The 18,814-nt window shown below is 28.6% G+C and carries 16 protein-coding genes; 3 read left to right on the forward strand and 13 right to left on the reverse strand.

Going from position 1 to position 18,814, the window contains the following annotated elements:
- Positions 1 to 101 precede the first annotated feature (101 nt).
- The 4 genes from L1S49_RS05755 to L1S49_RS05770 form a co-directional block, all read right to left on the reverse strand.
- Entirely contained in the window at positions 102 to 1,805 is a 1,704-nt protein-coding gene (locus tag L1S49_RS05755; protein WP_238903012.1) for a B12-binding domain-containing radical SAM protein, read from the reverse strand.
- Complete coding sequence (locus tag L1S49_RS05760; protein WP_238903014.1) at positions 1,711 to 2,310, reverse strand: hypothetical protein; 600 nt, start codon at positions 2,308 to 2,310, stop codon at positions 1,711 to 1,713. Before L1S49_RS05760 ends, L1S49_RS05755 begins: the two co-directional genes overlap by 95 nt.
- 63 nt (positions 2,311 to 2,373) lie before the next feature.
- On the reverse strand, positions 2,374 to 3,093 hold the full coding sequence (locus tag L1S49_RS05765) for a zinc dependent phospholipase C family protein (protein ID WP_073017785.1): 720 nt from the start codon (positions 3,091 to 3,093) through the stop codon (positions 2,374 to 2,376).
- A gap of 1 nt (position 3,094) precedes the next feature.
- Positions 3,095 to 4,378, reverse strand: a complete 1,284-nt coding sequence (locus L1S49_RS05770; protein WP_238903016.1) for a PQQ-dependent sugar dehydrogenase — start codon at positions 4,376 to 4,378, stop codon at positions 3,095 to 3,097.
- A 134-nt stretch (positions 4,379 to 4,512) separates the two neighbouring features.
- On the opposite strand from L1S49_RS05770, the gene spoVB reads away from it, so the two are divergent.
- Positions 4,513 to 6,018, forward strand: a complete 1,506-nt coding sequence (spoVB, locus tag L1S49_RS05775) for a stage V sporulation protein B (RefSeq protein ID WP_238903018.1) — start codon at positions 4,513 to 4,515, stop codon at positions 6,016 to 6,018.
- Positions 6,019 to 6,108: 90 nt separating this feature from the next.
- On the opposite strand, the gene L1S49_RS05780 is transcribed toward spoVB, so the two are convergent.
- The 6 genes from L1S49_RS05780 to L1S49_RS05805 all read right to left on the reverse strand — a co-directional run bounded on the left by L1S49_RS05780 (position 6,109) and on the right by L1S49_RS05805 (position 14,312).
- Positions 6,109 to 7,719: a polysaccharide biosynthesis protein gene (locus L1S49_RS05780; RefSeq protein WP_238903020.1), complete on the reverse strand. Its 1,611-nt coding sequence runs from the start codon at positions 7,717 to 7,719 to the stop codon at positions 6,109 to 6,111.
- Positions 7,720 to 7,739: 20 nt separating this feature from the next.
- A complete protein-coding gene (locus L1S49_RS05785; protein ID WP_073017792.1) occupies positions 7,740 to 8,702 on the reverse strand; it encodes an RluA family pseudouridine synthase in 963 nt (320 codons plus the stop codon).
- Positions 8,703 to 8,752: 50 nt separating this feature from the next.
- Positions 8,753 to 9,931 carry a M20 family metallopeptidase gene (locus L1S49_RS05790; RefSeq protein ID WP_238903021.1) on the reverse strand — a complete coding sequence of 393 codons (1,179 nt, stop codon included), beginning with the start codon at positions 9,929 to 9,931 and terminating at the stop codon, positions 8,753 to 8,755.
- 16 nt (positions 9,932 to 9,947) lie between these two features.
- Positions 9,948 to 11,915 (reverse strand): cell division FtsA domain-containing protein, encoded by a 1,968-nt coding sequence (locus L1S49_RS05795; protein WP_238903023.1) that lies wholly within the window; start codon positions 11,913 to 11,915, stop codon positions 9,948 to 9,950.
- 73 nt (positions 11,916 to 11,988) lie between these two features.
- Positions 11,989 to 12,306 carry a hypothetical protein gene (locus L1S49_RS05800; RefSeq protein WP_073017798.1) on the reverse strand — a complete coding sequence of 106 codons (318 nt, stop codon included), beginning with the start codon at positions 12,304 to 12,306 and terminating at the stop codon, positions 11,989 to 11,991.
- A gap of 41 nt (positions 12,307 to 12,347) precedes the next feature.
- Entirely contained in the window at positions 12,348 to 14,312 is a 1,965-nt protein-coding gene (locus L1S49_RS05805) for an ATP-dependent helicase (RefSeq protein WP_238903025.1), read from the reverse strand.
- Positions 14,313 to 14,440: 128 nt separating this feature from the next.
- On the opposite strand from L1S49_RS05805, the gene L1S49_RS05810 reads away from it, so the two are divergent.
- On the forward strand, positions 14,441 to 15,910 hold the full coding sequence (locus L1S49_RS05810; RefSeq protein ID WP_073017802.1) for a nicotinate phosphoribosyltransferase: 1,470 nt from the start codon (positions 14,441 to 14,443) through the stop codon (positions 15,908 to 15,910).
- 22 nt (positions 15,911 to 15,932) lie between these two features.
- Here the strand turns inward: L1S49_RS05810 and L1S49_RS05815 are convergent, their stop codons facing one another.
- Both L1S49_RS05815 and L1S49_RS05820 read right to left on the reverse strand, forming a co-directional pair.
- The gene (locus L1S49_RS05815) at positions 15,933 to 16,142 is read right to left on the reverse strand and encodes a hypothetical protein (RefSeq protein ID WP_073017804.1); all 210 of its coding nucleotides are present in this window, start codon (positions 16,140 to 16,142) and stop codon (positions 15,933 to 15,935) included.
- Positions 16,143 to 16,249: 107 nt separating this feature from the next.
- On the reverse strand, positions 16,250 to 16,579 hold the full coding sequence (locus L1S49_RS05820) for a hypothetical protein (RefSeq protein ID WP_021802869.1): 330 nt from the start codon (positions 16,577 to 16,579) through the stop codon (positions 16,250 to 16,252).
- A gap of 560 nt (positions 16,580 to 17,139) precedes the next feature.
- On the opposite strand from L1S49_RS05820, the gene L1S49_RS05825 reads away from it, so the two are divergent.
- Positions 17,140 to 17,553 (forward strand): Fur family transcriptional regulator, encoded by a 414-nt coding sequence (locus L1S49_RS05825; RefSeq protein WP_021802870.1) that lies wholly within the window; start codon positions 17,140 to 17,142, stop codon positions 17,551 to 17,553.
- A 27-nt stretch (positions 17,554 to 17,580) separates the two neighbouring features.
- Here L1S49_RS05825 and L1S49_RS05830 read toward each other — a convergent pair whose 3' ends face one another.
- Positions 17,581 to 18,783 (reverse strand): extracellular solute-binding protein, encoded by a 1,203-nt coding sequence (locus tag L1S49_RS05830; RefSeq protein ID WP_238903027.1) that lies wholly within the window; start codon positions 18,781 to 18,783, stop codon positions 17,581 to 17,583.
- Positions 18,784 to 18,814: the final 31 nt, after the last annotated feature.

An 18,814-nucleotide genomic window follows, 5' to 3' on the forward strand; every position in this document is an offset into this window, starting at 1 on the left:
AATTCAAAGTATTTTAATATAATTTACTGAAAATTCATCTTATTAAGAATTTTCGTAAAAAAAAGCTCTATTCCTACTAAATAAGAAACAGAGCTTTTTTATTATATTAAATCTTTTTCTTTAATAATTTTAGTAACATCTATAAAATTATTAAAATCTCTTTCATCAAAAATTAAATAACAATCCTCTTCTTTTATTACATCATTATTAACAAAACCAATTATATCTATACTAAACTTTTCTATATGATAACTATCATAATCTAACTCAATTATTTTATTTCGTTTAGCTTCCTTTATATTTTTTTCTAAATCTTTATTAACTTCTCTTATAAGAAAATCAGGCAGCCATCTTTTTTTATTAAAACACAAATAATCATATTTTATTATTTCTTTTAAAATTCTTTCTTCTTTATCTTGCATTTTTTCATTATAAAAATCTAAAAATACCTTGTAATATTCTACACTTCCTATATTTCTATTAAAATATCCTTTTTCCTCAAAAAAGTTTCCGAGCTCTTTAAAGAAGTCAAAAGGTGTTTCGAATTTAGGTATTAGATATTTTAATATATTTGAAAACTTTCCTGAATTATTGTACTTATCAACCATCTCATCTATTTTTTTAAGTTCTAATATTTCAAAATAATTTATGTATGATGTCTTTAAAACTTCATATGGAGGATAAGGTGAATATTCAATACCCCATTCTTCTGCTTCAATTCTCATATCTGACCCTCTTAAAAGTTTTAAAAACCCTAGCTGCACCATTTCAACTCCAAGGTTATATACATCATTAAAGGATTTTTTAAAGGATTCATAATCTTCCCCAGATAGTCCTGCTATTAGGTCTAAATGTTGATGAATATTATCTCCTTTTTTTATTTCAACTACCTTTTCCTTAATATCTTCAAAGGTTATTGTTCTATTTATATTTTTTAATATTTGTGGATTGGTGGTTTGAACTCCAACCTCTAGTTGAAATCTTCCTTTTGGTGCTGTGTTTAAAAGTTTTATCTCATCATCTTTTAATATATCTGCTGATACCTCAAAATGAAATCTTGTCTTAGTATCTGAATTAATTAAAAAACTCCAAATCTCCATAACAAATTTATGATTGCAGTTAAATGTTCTATCTACAAATTTAACTAACCTAACCTTTTTATCCATAAAAAATTGCAATTCTTTTTTAACTCTTTCAGTATCTAAAAATCTTACTCCATGAATAGTAGAGCTTAAGCAATATTTACAAGAAAATGGACACCCTCTACTAGCTTCATAATAAACCATTTTATCTTCAAGATTATCTGCATCAGAATAGGGAAATATTATGTCACTCATGTTCATAAGCTTTCTTTCCCCATTAAAATAAACTTCTCCATCTTTTTTGAAATATAAGCCTTTTATTTTACTTAAGTGTAGCTCTCCTAATTTATATAAAACAAAATCTCTATAAGTTTCTTCCCCTTCTCCTGATATTATGTAGTCCACTCGATTGTTTTGAAAGAAACCTTCGCTATCATAAGATACTTCTGGCCCACCATATAGTATTTCTATATTTTCATCAACTCTTTTTATAAGTTCAGTTAATCTCTCTACATACTCTAAATTCCATATATATGCTGAAAAAGCTACAACATCTGGTTTTTCCTTAATTATTTCTTTTAATATATTTTCAACTCTATCATTTATAGTGACTTCTTTTATTACTGCCTCATAATTTAAGTCCTGTGTAAAAGACCTCAGGTATCTCACTGCTAGATTGCTGTGGATGAATTGAGAGTTTATTGCTAGCAATAGTATCTTCATTTGTATTACTTCCTTTCCGTTTCTTAGCCTTTATATAGTAAACATCTTCCCATACTTTAGTTTCTTGTATTTCAAAGTATTTTTCAAGTGTTTTTTTCCCGTCTTCTTCTCCCCATTCCTTTAAGAAGTTAATATCCCTTAAAATAAACTCCTTAATCTTATCTCCTGGAAGTATAACTCTTAATTTATTTTTATATATTTGATTTTTATCTTTTATCATATCCCATAAAAATATTTCACCATCTTCTTTAATAAGGGGATATATTTCATTTAACATATTCTCTCGTTCTTTTTGTGTATTTATTTTACCTAAAGAAAAAAATAATACGCAAGTATCATATTCAAAAGTTCCCATAGCTTTAGAATCATCCACATAATCTACAGCTACTTCATCATCTAAAAACTTTTTAATATTATATATTATTCCGTAATTTTCTCCTCCAACATCTAATATATTTCCTTCAAAATTAACATCATTCATATTTAAAACTATTGTTTTATTCATAAAACCCCACCTATTTTACATTATATACCATTTAGTATTCTATAAATAAAAAAAAATCCCTCCTTAATTGGAAGAATTTTTCTCTAAAAAGTTTTTATTATAATAATCTAAAAGAAAACCTGCTGTACTTTGTTGCGCTCTAGATAATATTTTCAATGCTATACTATAATATCTTTCTTCTTTTTCCAAAATATTATTATATTCTTCATGAACCCCATAGGCATAAAGAGCATTTTCTTTTATATATTCCCTTACAGTTTTATACTCTATTATCCCTTTTTCTTCTGTAAAATCATAATCATTAAAGAGTCTAGATATTATCCATAATTCGAATTCCCTATGTTTTTTTAATAACTTATTATTAACATGATGTGGTACAGTAGAGTCTTGAACCAAATGACAAGCTGCCCCTAAAAAGAATAATGCCTTATCCATTTCTCCTTTTTTTAAGTGATCTAAAGATAATTTATAATATTTCTCACACTCTGCTAAAGCATTAGAAAATCCATATAATCCTTTTTCCTTTTTATAGTGAAAAAAGTGATTACTACTCTTAAAATCTCCATCTGCCCATGTAACGCCTGCATTTAACGCTTTTATATTTTTTTTGTAAAACTTCCAAGCTTCTACTTCCCCATGATTGTGCAATATTTGTATACTCTGAACATTTATGAACTTATGGATTATGCATGTAGTTTTTACTGCTATTTTCTTTATTGGATTTACTGCAAAAAATACACCTCTAAGCATTTTCCCATATGCATTCTCTATTCTCTTTACCATCTTATTTCACCTCTTTAGTTAAATTAACCTTTATTATTATCGTTATTATAAAAATCAGTAATATGCTTATTATTGAAATCAGTAGTCTTTGAGAAAATGTGTTTATTAATTTATTTTCTTTATAAACTTCATATATTATTCCTTCATTTTTCTCAAGCATAAAAATTCTATCCTTGAATTTTTCTATATCAATAATCTCTCCATTCCCCTTAATATTAACCAAACTACTTGAAATTCTATCCTTAGTTAAACTAACTAGCCTTTTTTCGTTTTTATCAAAGAAAAGTATTGCATTTTCACTTGAAAAATCGCCCTGTTTATCTATAGTTAAAGCCTGTAGGCTATCTATTCTCTCACTTTGGTAAAAAGGTGCTTCTGGATTTACTGTAGGATGTTTATCCAATAAAAATGTAGTTTTTTCACTTTCAGCTTCATTAAATCTAGCAGAATTAACTGGATCTCCACCACTATAGTCTGGCCATCCGTACCAATATCCTTTTTTTATATTATAAATATAGTCTACGTCACTTTTTATAGGTCTTAAGCCTCTGTTTTCCATTCCTCCTACTATTCCAAATAACTCACCTGAAGAATAAAAATCCCAGCCTTTTATATTTCTTATTCCCCATGCAAACAGCTCACTTTTACTATTATTTATATTGTAAGTAATTATAGATGCGTTACCAGGATAAGCGGCTTTCACAACCTGACCCTCTGAAGTTTTAGTGCCATATTCAACGAAAGCTCCTGTTTTGTCTCCATCAAAATTCTTTCCTTTTAAGGTTATTTTTATTGGAGATAAATCATAGGTTTTCCCATCTTCAGCTACCCCAGAATTAGTTGCTGCTCCTATGGAAATATATATTTTATCTTCATTTATTGCTAGTTTACTATTTGGGTACTCTCCTGAATTAGGTAAGTTTGATAATAGCTCTTTATCCTCTTCCGTTTTAATATTATATTGAAATAGAGAATTCCCTGATATATAAAATATATTACCTTTATTATACATAATAGATTGTATATTTCTATTACGATTTAGTAAAATTTTATTTTCTTTGCCATCAGATCTTATAGTCCTAACTTCATTTTCGAAGGCTACTAATACATTACCGTCCTCATCTATGGATATATCTTTAGCTCCATTTAAGCCTTTAGCTTTAATATCATATTCATATCCCTTAATTACATCTAACTTAACTTTATCTTTAGATAAATTATATGCTATAAACGCTCCTATTGTAATAACACATGATAATGCCACAAAACCTAAAAACTTCTTCACACTCACTCCCCCTAATACAACCTCTATTTATTTATATTTAGGTAAAGTAATAATAATTACAAAAGCTTTCATCATGGTTATATTTAACAATAATTCAGAATAGTAATTATTAATGTTCAAAGGAGGGATACTTTTTGAAAAGCAACTCATTTTACAAAAATTCATTCATACTAACCTCCTCCAATATTGCAACTGGAGTTTTAGGTTTTATTTTTTCAATATATTTGTCAAAAGTTTTAGGACCAGAAGGTGTTGGTTTATATGGTCTTGTTATGCCTATATATAATCTTTTTATAGGTCTAATGACTGCCGGTATTATAGCTGCTATTTCAAAAATATCTGCACTTTATAGTAGCAAAAATGATTATGGCAATTTAATTAAAACTTTAAGAACAGTGGCTTTTTTTAATTTAATATGGGCTGCGATAATTAGTATTGTGGTGTTTTTCTTTGCTCCGTATATAGGTGCCTATGGGGTAAATGATTCAAGAACTATAAATGCTATAAGAGTTACTTGTCCTGCGATGTTTTTCATTGCAGTTTCAAACATACTTAAAGGATATTTCTTTGGAGTTTCAAAAATTTCTATACCATCTTTTATTGATATTTTAGAAAAAGCTTTAAGAATATTTATCTTGGCTTCATTAATATATTTCCTAAAGGCTAAAAGTCTTTCTGCACTAGTTACTGTTGCATATTTTTCTTTATGTATTGGTGAATTACAAAGCCTTATACTTCTTTTTATTTATTATAAACACACCATACGTAATGTACCTAAGGTATATACAAAAACAGAAAGAAGACCTCAATTATTATTTGATGTTTTAGTAATATCGCTTCCCTTAGCTTTAAATAGTTTTCTGACTTCAATATTTAGCACAACAGCTACATTGATAGTACCTCGGAGACTTATGGCTTCTGGACTTACTTATTCTGAAGCATTAGCTATGATAGGTAAATTTAATGGAATGGCATTTGTTATTGTTACTTTTCCCATAATAGTTATTTCATCTATTAATTCACTTTTAATTCCTGATTTATCACAAACCATGGGAAGTAAAGACTATTTCAATGCTTCTAATAGAATAAAGCAAGTAATTAAAATTGCTTTTCTTTTAGGATTATGTACTTTTATACTCTGTCAGCTTATTCCAGACTCTCTTGGGTATATGTTTTTTACTAGAAATGATCTTGGTTCTTATATTAAAGCTGCGTCATTTGCTAGCCCAATTTTATTCCCAGCCATAAGTATGTTTGGGATATTAAATGGTTTAGGTAAACAAGGTATAATAGTTAGAAATTCTTTAATAATTGAAATAGTTGAAATAAGCTCTTTATTTATTTTAACCTCTATACCTTCTATAAATATTTATGGAATAGCTATTACAGCTGTTATAACTTCTGCAATAGGATTGACAATAAATTTAAGAGAAGTAAATAAGGTTATTAGCTTAGAATTTTCTTATATAAACATACTAATTTATATATTTATAGGAATTCTAGCATACCTAAGCATCGGTTTATTACTTAATTTTTTTGCAACAGATACAATACTTATTAAAAACTTGATAGTAATGTCTCTCATAGGTGCTTTATTTATATTTTTACTATTTGCAAGCAGGCGACTTGGAGAAGATTAAACAATAACCAGCACCCCTTTTGTGTGGCTTTCCTATAGTAACAAAAAAGACTATAGTGCTAACTTTTTAAAGCTAATACTATAGTCTTTCCTATTTTAAATGTTTTCTCATGAAAGAAGGTATTTTACCATATATTCTTGGTGACATATCTTCTATTTCTTTTCTTCTTATGCCTTTTGTAAATATCATCATATATGCATAGGTAACTACACCAACCATTATATAAGTGAAGGTTAAAATAATCATAAATATTCTTCGCTCCATAAACCAGCTTGGCAATATTGCAGTAAGTAATAATCTTGTTATCATAATACTTATTGACATTCCTATAGCTGAAACTGTTGGTTTAATTGCTGTTCTTATAAGTGGTATTTTGACTTTAATAGTCTTTTGTAACTTCATTTGATTTAGAATAACCGGGAATAAGTAACATGCAAATCCTCCAACTATTGCTCCATAAATATTTATGCTTGGAATTCCAACTAACACATAGTTAACTATTATTTTAGCTATTATTCCTGTCCCAAAACTTAATATTAAGAAACTAAATTTATTAACTCCTTGAAGCATAGTAGATTGTATCTGATTTAAAGCCATTAAAACAACTACTCCTGAACCATACAGCATAAGCATACTACCTGTTAAATTATTATAAAAAGATTTATATATCTCATTATAAAGAACTGCTAAGCCAAAAGCCGCAGGGATTGTTATACCATAGGTCATTCTAAATGCAAAACTTACTTTTCTCTTAAGCTCCTTCTTATCTTTTAAAACTACAGACCTAGATATAGCAGGAAGTAATGCTGCCCCTAAAGAGATAATAAAAATAAGTGGAACATTTACTAAAGTCTTATATCTGCTCAATAGCCCATATAGAACATTTTGATATTCATCTGTATATCCAAGAACTCCCAATCTAGAACTTACATTAAACATGTCTATCATTGAGCCAAAATTGGCTAACCCAGCACTTAAAGTTATAGGCAAACCATATCTAAGTATTCTTTTTATTATTTTTTTATCAGATATACGTCTTCCAGTATAAGGCTGTTTTGAAGCTTCATCTATAAATCTTTTTCTTTTGAATACTATTACTAGATATACGCAAGCTATTAATGCTCCTACTGATGTACCTACTGTTGCTCCTGCGCTTCCAAGCTCTGGAGAACTCTTTATTAGTATAGATGCAAAAATTAAACTTACAATTACATTTATAATTTGCTCTAATACCTGAGATATAGCAAGGGAATCCATACTATTTCTTCCATTAAAATATCCTCTATAACTTACAAGAACAGATGTTATAACTATTGTAGGTGATAAAACCATAAGTCCATAAGTTACCCCTGGGCTTTTGCTTAATTCAGCTATAGGTCTTGCAAAAACAAATAATATAATAGTAAATATACTTCCTATTATTAAAAGCATTTTTCTAGATAGCTTAAAAGCCCTTATTGCATCTCGTTCTCTTCCTAACGCTCTAAGTTCTGCCACTATCTTACATACGGCAACCTGCATCCCAGTATTAGATACAGCATATATAAAAACAAAAACCTCGTAAGTTTTACTATATACACCATATGCAGCATCATCTATAATTCCAATTAAAAAAGGAACATATAATATAGATAAAATCTTAACTAAAAGCCCTGCTATAGATAATATGGCAAAGCCTTTAGTTGTTGATTGTTCTTTCATAAGAAAACCCCTATCTTATACTAAAATTTAAACACATCCGTCTTTATCTTCTTAAACATTGGCGGAAGTCCTTCTGCTATGGTTTTATTTTTAAGATAGCTAAATTTCTCTGGTACATTTTTAAATATAACTTTATATGCGTATAAATATTGATAATCTAGTGCGAATTTATTATTAAAAAATGAATTTAGCTTTTTCTCCCCATACTTTGCATCTCCTATTATAGGATTGCCAAGTTCTGCTAAATGAGCTCTTAATTGATGACTTCTTCCTGTTATAAGCTCTATCTCAATTAATGAAAAAGCTCCATTACTTTGTATAGTTTTAACTTCCATAGCAATTTTTTTAGAGTTTGGAACTCTATCATTATATACTTTAGATACATTATTTTCTTGATTCTTTAATATGTACCCTTCATAGACTCTATCTTTTATACGACCTTTTACTAAGGCTGTATAATATTTTTTAACTTCCCTGTCTCTTATAAGTTCATTTAAACTTTTTAAAGCCTCGAAGTTTTTACCGAAAAACACCATTCCAGATGTATTTCTATCTAATCTATTACAAGAAGCTGGTGTAAAAGTAACCTCTTTTTCTGGAAGATAATCCCCTTTATCATTAAGATAGCTTAATACATAATCTGTTAAAGTTGGAGGACCATCTTTTTTATCAGAATGTACTAATACTCCTGGCCATTTCTCAACAAGTAAAAGATTTTCATCTTCATATGTAATTTTTAATCCTGAAGCATCAACTTTTTGAAAGTTAGGTTCTTTTTTCTTCGTTTCAGTAGTTATGTATTTTACTTCAACTAAGTCTCCTACCTCTAAAGAATACTTCTCCTTTTGCTTTTTCCCATTAACTTTAACGTCACCTTTTCTAAGTGCTTTAAATATAACGCTTAATGGCACATCTTTTAGTAATTTTCTTAAAAATTTATCTAATCTCTGCCCTGCTTCATTTGTTCCTATTTCTATTTTCACACAATCAACTCCAAATGTATATTTCTCCATCTAAATAGATTAATATTAAATTACTTTCTTGTCAAATAATCAAATGCGCTTTGACATTGAATAGCTACTCCTACTGGTAAAGAATCTTCATCTATATCGAATAGAGCATTATGTATAGGACTAACTATATTTCTTTCTTTATTACCTATTCCTAAAAAGTAAAAGGCAGCATTTCTCTCCATAGCAAAATATGCAAAACTCTCAACTCCCATAAATGGAGCAGTCTGCTCTTTAACATTTTCTTTACCTATAATTTTAACTGCGGCTTCTGAAACTAAGTCTACCATATCATCATTATTATAAAGGCAAGGATAACTTTCTTGTATTTCTATTTCATAATCTCCTCTAAAAGCTGTTGTTATACTTTTAGTTATCTCTTCTAATCTCTTTTTAGCGTATTCTCTATCTTCTGTTGTCATGGTTCTTATTATTCCCTTTAATGTAACTTCGTCAGGAATTACATTTTCTGCGTATCCACCATTTATACTACCTACAGTTATAACTGCTGGATTAACAGGTGAAATTTCTCTACTTACTAAAGGTTGAAGTGCAAGAACAAGATGTGATGCCATTACTATCGGATCTACAGCATTATGCGGTTCTGCTCCATGCCCACCTTTCCCTTTAACCTTTATCTTAAATGGATTAGATGCAGCATTAACAACACCTTTTTTTATTTTAATTTCACCAGCACTTAAAGCCTCATTTACATGAAGTCCAATTATTCCATCTACTTTAGGGTTTTCTAGGACACCTTCACCTATCATAAATCTCGAACCGCCAACAGTCTCTTCTGCTGGTTCAAATAAAAGCTTAACATTCCCTTTTAATTCTGATTTATTTTTATTTAAAAGCTTAGCTGCACCTAATAATATGGTTGTATGAGCATCATGTCCACATGCATGCATTTTCCCCTCAACCTTTGATTTATAACTACAATTTTTTTTGTCCTGAATGGGTAACCCATCTATATCTGCCCTTAATGCTATAGTCTTACCTTCTTGTCCTCCTTTTATAACTGCACATATACCAGTTTTAGCAACTTCTGTATATGGAATTCCTTCACTTTTAAGGAACTCTTTAATTACTCCAGAGGTTCTCCATTCCTCAAATCCTAGTTCTGGATTTTCGTGAAAATCTCTTCTCCATGCCACAAGCTCTTTTTTTATTGCCTTTGCTTCTTCTAGAAAATCTATCATAACTTGCCCCCTTCTACTAACTCCAAAATACTTCTATATTATCCCCATCTTTTAATATATCAGTATAAGCAGCTGCTTTGCCATTTAACTTTAAGTTTATAGTTCCTTTTGCATGAGAAAGATCAAACTCAATATAGTTAAAAACATCCACAAACACATAGCTTTTTCTTCCAGATAAAACTACTTCTTTTCCGTTAATATTAACTTTTAAAACTTCTCCGCTTGTATTAACACTTTCTTCAACATTTTTAACTTTTGTTGTTAAATTATCTCCCTCTTTTATTATGTACTCATTTCCTAGTTCTATATTCTCTTTATATAATTTAATTTCTTTATCAAATAAATATTTTTTAATATCACCTATGGTCTTAGGAATAATTACTTGTACTTCATCTTCCTCTTTCACATATTCAGTTGGAGAAACAGTTTCTCCATTTTTAATAAATATAGGTTCTAAATTATTATTTTCATCGTCTATTTTAAAACTTAAGGTATTGATTTCTTCAATTAAATTGATACATTTAATTGATGCATTTTTACCTTCTTTTGCATATATAAGCTCTATATTATCTCCATTTTTAACTTTACTGTCTAATGTCTCTTCTTTTCCATTTATGTATACTTTGGCTTTATCACCTAATTCTCCAAAAGCTACTCTTTTAACCCCATTTAAAGTATATCTTAAACTTTTCCCGTTTCTGGCCATAAGAACCTTAGGGCTAATCCCAGCTTGAATCAATACATCCATAACCTTGTGGCTGTGAGAATTAAATAAACTTATAACTTTATCGTTAAGTACCACATCTATATAATCTCGTCCTGCACTTTTAACCCCTACCAATGCTATTCCTAATACAGTTACACCTACACTCCCCATGTTGTTATCTAATACAACACATTGAGTGACTGCTTCTCTTCCTCTTATAGCAACTCTTTGCTCTTGAAGATTTAATTTCTTAGCTAATAATTCCTTCATCATTGGAGTGTGAGCCCCTCCACCTACTAAAAATACCGCAGATGGAGACTTACCGCCATTTAATGAAGTAATTCTACTTGAAACTTCTTCTGATATTTTTTCTACAACTGGTTTTATTATATTTAAAACTTCATCTTTAGATACAGTATTTTCAAGACCTATGATATCTAAATATTCAACTTTATCCTTTGTAGAAATCTCTCTTTTAATTTTTTCTGCCATATTAAAATCTACCAAAAGAGCTTGTACGATAGCTTCTGTGACTTCGTCCCCAGCTAACGGAACCATTCCATAAGCAGCTATAGTTTCATTTGAAGATATTGCTATATCTGACGTTCCAGCTCCTATATCTACTAATGCTAAGTTTAATAGTCTTAAGTTTGAAGGTATTACAGCCTCCATAGCTGCTATAGGTTCTAACGTCATATTTATTATTTTTAATCCAACTCTATTCATAACTCCATAAAGGGATTCAATTACTGACTTCGGTAAAAATGTTGCTATTACTTCTGCTTTTATTTGTTCCCCTTTATGTCCTAATAGATTGGATATACTATATCCATTTAAATAATAGTTTTTAATACTGTATCCAACTGCATATAACTTGCCTTGTTTTTCTCTCTGAATCTCTTCTTGAGCCTTACTTACTCCAAGAAGTTCCAAACCTCTTATTACATCCTTAGTGATTTCTTCACTAGAATCTAATTCTTGATCTACACTTACCTCTAAGGTTCTAAGAAATCTTCCAGCCGCTGCTATAAAAACTTCCTTTAACTCTTTTTCTAAAGATTTTTCAAGTTTGCTTTTTATGTGCATAACTTTAGAAGCTACTAAAGTTATATCATGTATTTGTCCATCTATCATGGCTCTTTCATCATGTTCTATGTACTCTTCTGCTATAACATAAAATTTATTTTCCTTAATTACACCAACTGTTCCTATAACACTTCTTGTTCCTATATCTAATGCGAAAATTAAATCATCACCATTAAAATCATTAATATCCATATCTGCATCTACTCCTTATAATAAAAGCTCATATTCATATGAATATGAGCATAATAAAATTATATTATATACGTTAATGCTTTTCAACAAAAGAAGACATTAAGGTTAACTTTCCTTGATTTTCTTCTATATATGGTAACTGTCTTATTAACATGTATATCAGATTAAAATTATCATTTTGGTTATTAAGTTTTGAAGACATATCTATCTCTTTATACAGAAGCATTTTACACCAAAAGTCAATAAAGTCTTGGGAATCCAAAAACATAGTTTCTCCTTCATTATTTACAATGAAGCCTTCTTCATAACTTTTAATGTTTTCTAAATCATTAAATTTTCCTGCAATTACTAATGAGTTAACATCTTCCCACATTTTTTTAAATGAGACCATACAATCACTCCTTTTTTATATACCCCCAAGCAATCCATATTCTAACCTATAATACCATTTTTCACCAAGACTATCAATGAGAACTTTCTTTCGACTCCATTTTCGAAAACTATATCTATAGTATCTCCACTTATGTTCTTAATTATTCCACTGCCATAAGCTTTGTGCCTTATTTTATCCCCATTTTTATAACCATAATCCCTGATTTCTTCTTTATAGTCTAACTCTTTTAAAAATACTGAGCTATTAACAAATTTCCCCCTAATTGTTTTAGGAGAATAAATATATAAATTATTTATAGCTCTTGTTATTCCTACATAAAAAAGTCTTCTTTCTTCCTCAATATTTTTGGAATTTCCATGAGGTATTATTTCTTCACAGCAATTTAAAATATACACACTTTCAAACTCTAGCCCTTTAACACCATGAATAGTACTTAATAGTACCCCATCTTCTTTTGTTGTCCTCTTTAAGGAACTAAGCTCTTCTTTTACTAGCTCTACATGAGCTAAAAATAGACTTATTGTTTTAAATTCTGTAAGTATAGTTCTTAACTCTTGTATTATAATTTCTATATCATCTGAGGAGATTTTAAACTTTTCTGAATACTCTCTTATATATTCCCTATACTCTAAATCATTTAGCACATAATCTAAGGCGGTCATTATAGAGACCTTGTTTAGGTATGCTATATCACTTTTTAATCTATCTATTTTATTTAATTGAAAGCTTTTTAAATCTCCTTTATTGATAAGTTTACTAAATACATTATCCTTAATTATATCATTTCCCACTATATCTATATTTTGCTTGCTTATATATCTAAAAGGTTTATTTATTATTTTTTTAAAACTATTAAAATCATAGGGATCTACTGCTAACTTCATATACGCAATTATATCTTTACATATAAAATGCTCAAAAAAATTATACTCCTTATCTAAAAATCTAAATGGAATTTTTCTTTTAATTAATTCATCACTTATACTTCTCGCTTCAACATTTGTTCTATAAATCACAACATTTGTTGATAAAGGAATTCCCTGTGTATATTTTTCTTCTATACGATTAACAATATCTTCTCCTTGAAACTTTTCACTATATGGATTAATTAATCTAATTTCTCCATCACTTTTTCTATAATTTATTATTTCTTTAAAATTTCTATTTTTATTGTTTTCAATAAGTTTTTTAGAAATATCAACGATATTCTTTGAACTTCTATAATTGTAAGAAAGATATACCTTACTTCCATTAAACTCTTCATGAAAATTAACCATACATTCTGGCCTAGATCCCCTAAAAGAATATATACACTGATCTTCATCACCTACACAAAATACACTATTGTTTTTATTTAAAAGTTTCAATATTTTAAGCTGCAAACTATCACAATCCTGAAATTCATCGACTAAAATACATCTAAACATCTTAGTATATTTATCTAATACACTCTGGTCCTCAGACAAAATCTTATACATATTTATCTGTAAGTCATCAAAGTCTAATAAGTCTTTCTCCTTTTTATATAACTCATATTGCTCAAAACAACTTGCTATAATGGAATCATCTATAGCTACCTCTCCTAAAGAAGTTTTATGCAGGGATATCGCATTTAAAACTTCCTTCACCTTGTCCTCTGATACATCATCTATGTATATCTTTAAGTTTTTTTCTATAATTCTATAAGTATCTGTTGATGAAATAATATCTATCTTTCCTAAGTGTCTTATTAATAGTTTATAAAACAATCCATGAAATGTTCCAAAGAAGGGAGCTTTCTTATCTATACTCTCTTTAAGATATCTTTCTTTCATATTTACGGCAGCGGATTTTGTGAAAGTAATCACAATAATATTCCCTGCACTTATACCTTTTTCTTCAATTAAATATCTTACTCTATTTACTATTACAGTGGTTTTTCCTGACCCTGGAGCCGCAACTACAAGTAAATTTCGTTCATCTGAAGTTGCAGCTTTTATTTGAAACTCATCTAATTTATACATAAAAATACCTCAAGTTACCTTATCATCTATATTATTGACATGTTATTTATTAAATAACTATATTGTAATAATTATCTTATAGGGTTACAATAATTTTATATTATTTTTTAGTAGAGGACGGTACTAATATGACTAAAGTTTTTGATGTTAAAAATGATAGAAATCTTACTATGCTTACTGATTTTTATGAATTAACTATGGGTAATGGTTACTTTAGTAATGATATCTATGATAAAGTAGCATATTTTGATATGTTTTTTAGAAGGGTTCCAGATGGCGGTGGATACTGCATTATGGCTGGAGTTGAACAATTAATTGAATATCTTAGCAACTTAAGATTCAATGATGATGATATAGAATATCTAAAAAGTAAAAATATATTTTCTCAAGATTTTTTAAATTATCTTAGAAACTTTGAATTTACTTGTGATGTATGGGCTGTTCCTGAGGGAAACCCTGTATTTCCTAATGAACCTTTAGTTACTGTAAAGGGACCGATAATCCAGGCACAATTTATTGAAACTATGATATTACTAACTATAAATCATCAAACATTAATAGCTACTAAAGCTAATAGGATATGTAGAGAAGCTGGTGGAAGGCCTGTAATCGAATTAGGTTCTAGACGTGCTCAAGGATACGATGGTGCAATATATGGCGCAAGGGCGGCAATGATAGGTGGCTGTACATCTACAGCATGCACAATAGCAGAGCAAATGTTTGATATTCCAGCTTCCGGTACTATGGCTCATAGCTGGGTACAATTATTTTCTACAGAATATGAAGCTTTTGCAGCTTGGGCAAAAACTTACCCAGATAATTGTGTTTTCTTAGTTGATACTTATAATGTAATTAAATCTGGTATACCTAATGCTATAAAAGTGTTTGATGAAATTCTTACACCTCAAGGTTATAGACCAAGAGCTATAAGAATTGACTCAGGTGATATAACTTATCTTTCTAAAAAGTGCAGAAAAATGCTTGATGACGCAGGATATCCTGACTGTAAAATAATCGTTTCTAACTCTCTTGATGAATATATAATTAGTGATGTTCTAAAGCAAGGAGCAACTATAGATATATTTGGAGTTGGTGAAAGATTAATAACAGCTAAAAGTGAACCTGTATTTGGTGGCGTATATAAATTAGTTGCTATTGAAGAAAACGGAGAAATTATTCCTAAGATAAAGATTAGTGAAAATGAAGAGAAAATTACGAATCCAGGTTTCAAAAAACTTTATAGAGTTTTTGATAAAAACAGTCATATGGCTATTGCTGACCTAATTGCTTTAGGAAATGAAAACCTTGATGAAAATGAACCTTTAGAGTTATTTAATCCTATCCACACTTGGAAAAGAAAAAAAGTAACTAATTATTATCTTAAAGACATGAGAGTTCAGATTTTTAACAAGGGTAAAAGCTGCTACTCTTCTCCATCAGTTATGGATATAAGAGACTTAGTAATAAGTGAAAGTGTTAAATTATGGCCGGAAGTTCTAAGATTTGAGAATCCACACACCTACTATGTAGACTTGTCTGAAGACTTATGGATACTAAAACAAGGATTACTTCATAAATATTCAAATATGTATAAATAAAGAGGATGATAAATCATCCTCTTTATTTATACACAGATATTTTAGGTAAATCTAATGAATTAAATTCTTCTTCATAGTTAAACCTATCAAAAGCACTCATAGATATATTTTTAACTTCTACTAGTTCCTTAAACGGACAAATCTCATCTGCTTTTAGTCCATCATGAATAGGACATTCAGAATAACAGTTAATTTTCTCCCCATTTATTGACCAAAATGGACACTGACTCATATTCATACCCCCATACCCGTAAAGGTTTCCACTTTAAATAATGTATTTTAATTATTAAATTATTTACTGATTATATTACCAGTAAATAATTTAATTTTTATTTTTATCTATTTTTTAAAATTTGTATTTTTAACCACAGATATATTTATTATCTCATTTTGAAAGGCCTTAAGAAGGGCTTTCTCTAAAACTTTTTCTTGATCAAAATTCTCTATATCTCTGCAAACAGCAAATACCTTATTTATCTCTCCATCAACATTTCTATATGTAAGAGTTACATTAGGATTGTTGTATTCTACATCAATGATCTTAAGTCCCCAAGAAATTTGTGCAAAGTCTTCATCTGTTTTAAGATAAGTTAATTCTTTTAATTTCTTTTTTTCTACGTTTTCATCATTGACTATTATTAATTCTTCTCCAACTTTGTATTTTGCCATAACTTACACCTCCTATTTTCTTTATAGAATAGTTTACCATTGTTAAATATTTCTTTCAACACCTAAATAAAGCATAACTCTAATTTATAACATATTTATTATAAATTTAACATTTTCAGTAATTTCACTTTATACTTGTACAAAACTTCTCATTTAAAAATATTGTATTATTTTTAAATTTTATGTTGTTTTTTATACGTATATACTTTATTATTTAATATTGAGTATAAAAAATTTCCAGTAGAATTAGTTGTCCTAGATTTTACTAATACATGTGATTATCTATAATAACTAATTAATCTAATGCAGCTTTTAAAAACAAAAAGAACAGTAAAACTGTTCTTAAAGTTAAATGAAATAAAATGAACATGGATTTATGAGGATTGTTAATTGTTTAACAACCATGTTTTTATTTTATCAAACTTTTCGTAGTAATACAAGCATTTTTTTATATTATTTGAAATTTATTTCTCTTTATGAATAAATTATTAATAAATAAGAATTGACAGTAAATAATTATTATCATATAATATAATTAATTAAATTCAAGGATGGTGACCATGGATAATATAACTTCTATTTTCAGAGAAAAAAAGCTTAAATTAACACCTCAAAGAATTGCTGTTTATAAGTACCTAAAAAGTACACATGAACATCCTTCAGCAGAAGTAATCTACAAAGCCCTTCAAACTGAATATCCTACTATGAGTCTGGCAACCGTATACAAAGCATTAAAAACTTTAGTAGAGGTTGGTCTTGTTCAAGAGATAAATGTTGGTGAAGGCAATTTTAGGTATGATGGTACTTTAGGACAGCATCCTCATGTTCAATGTGTTGAATGTGGTAGAGTCGATGATTTAGATACCTTAGACTTTAGTTCATTAAACACTGAAGCTGAACAAAACTCAAAGTACAAAATACTTTCAAACAAAATTTATTTCTATGGTGTTTGTGAAGAATGCCAAGAAAAATAAAGCTACTTTTTAGGTAGCTTTATTTTTTTACTTAATAATATCACTCCATTCATTACCGTCATATTTACCATTCATTACTTCTTTTAACTTTTCTTTTAGGCTTGATAAATATTTCTTAGGAATATTATAAAAGTAGAAAACATTATTTTCATTTGCGTTAACAATGTTTTTTGCCATAGCTCCCCTTACACCTTCTAAACTCATATCTAAGTTTTTATTAGCAACTATTATTCCTTCTTTTGATAAGTCAGAATACATATCTTCTTTAACTAAATATCCCAATAACTTTCTAGAAGAATCCTTATTTTCTCCTTCAGCATAAAGAGATATCATTGCACCTAATCCTACAGGGGAAAACATTGTGTTTTCAGTCAAATTAATATTTGATATACTTTTTATTGAATTAACTTTTTTTATGTTTTTAGATAAAAATGATGTCCCTATTAATATAGGTATTTCTTCATTTTCAAGTTCTTCTATATTATGTTCTGAACCTACATAAAAGTTAGTTAGGTTAAATTGTCCACTAGAAACTATTGAATTCATTATAGAAAACATCTGCTGCATAGATTCTAACTTTTTATAATCTTCTTCACTATCTCCATAAATATCTTTTAATTGAGATGACACTAATAAAAAATTAGCTATATAGGATGATAATGCTAACTCTAGACTAACCTCCTCAGGTAGAATATAGGGGATTTTTATATTTTTATCCCTTAAAGTTTTTAATAAATTTAACATATCTGCTGAATTTTCAGGGATTTTTATATTAAGTTTTTCGAGAGCCTTAGGGTTATATAAAAAATCTATTGTATATGGAAAAGCACCTATCCCATAATATTTATCCTTTAATCTTCCACTTGATGTATTTATATTATAAAAATTTTCATTATACTTTTCCTCTTTTATTATCTCATCTATTGCTTGTAGTTCATTTTCTTTAAATATTTCTATAAAGCTACTTCTAGTAGTTATCAATATATCTGGAGACAAATCTTTATTACTAATTGCATCCTTAATATTATCTTTGGTTATGATCTGTAGATTAATCTCACTATTACTTTCTTTAAATTTATCTAATATTTTATTTAAATTATCCATAATAGGTATACTATTATTCTCTACTAAAACAATAACTTCTTTATCTCTACTCTTGTCAATTTTCTTGCAAGCTACTGGCATAAACCCTAAAATTAATACAAGCAAAAAACAAATATATTTCTTCATATATCACGCCTCCTTTAATAAATATTTTGCT

The sequence above is a fragment of the Clostridium sp. YIM B02506 genome (assembly GCF_022324845.1).
GTDB lineage: Bacteria > Bacillota > Clostridia > Clostridiales > Clostridiaceae > Clostridium_T > Clostridium_T intestinale.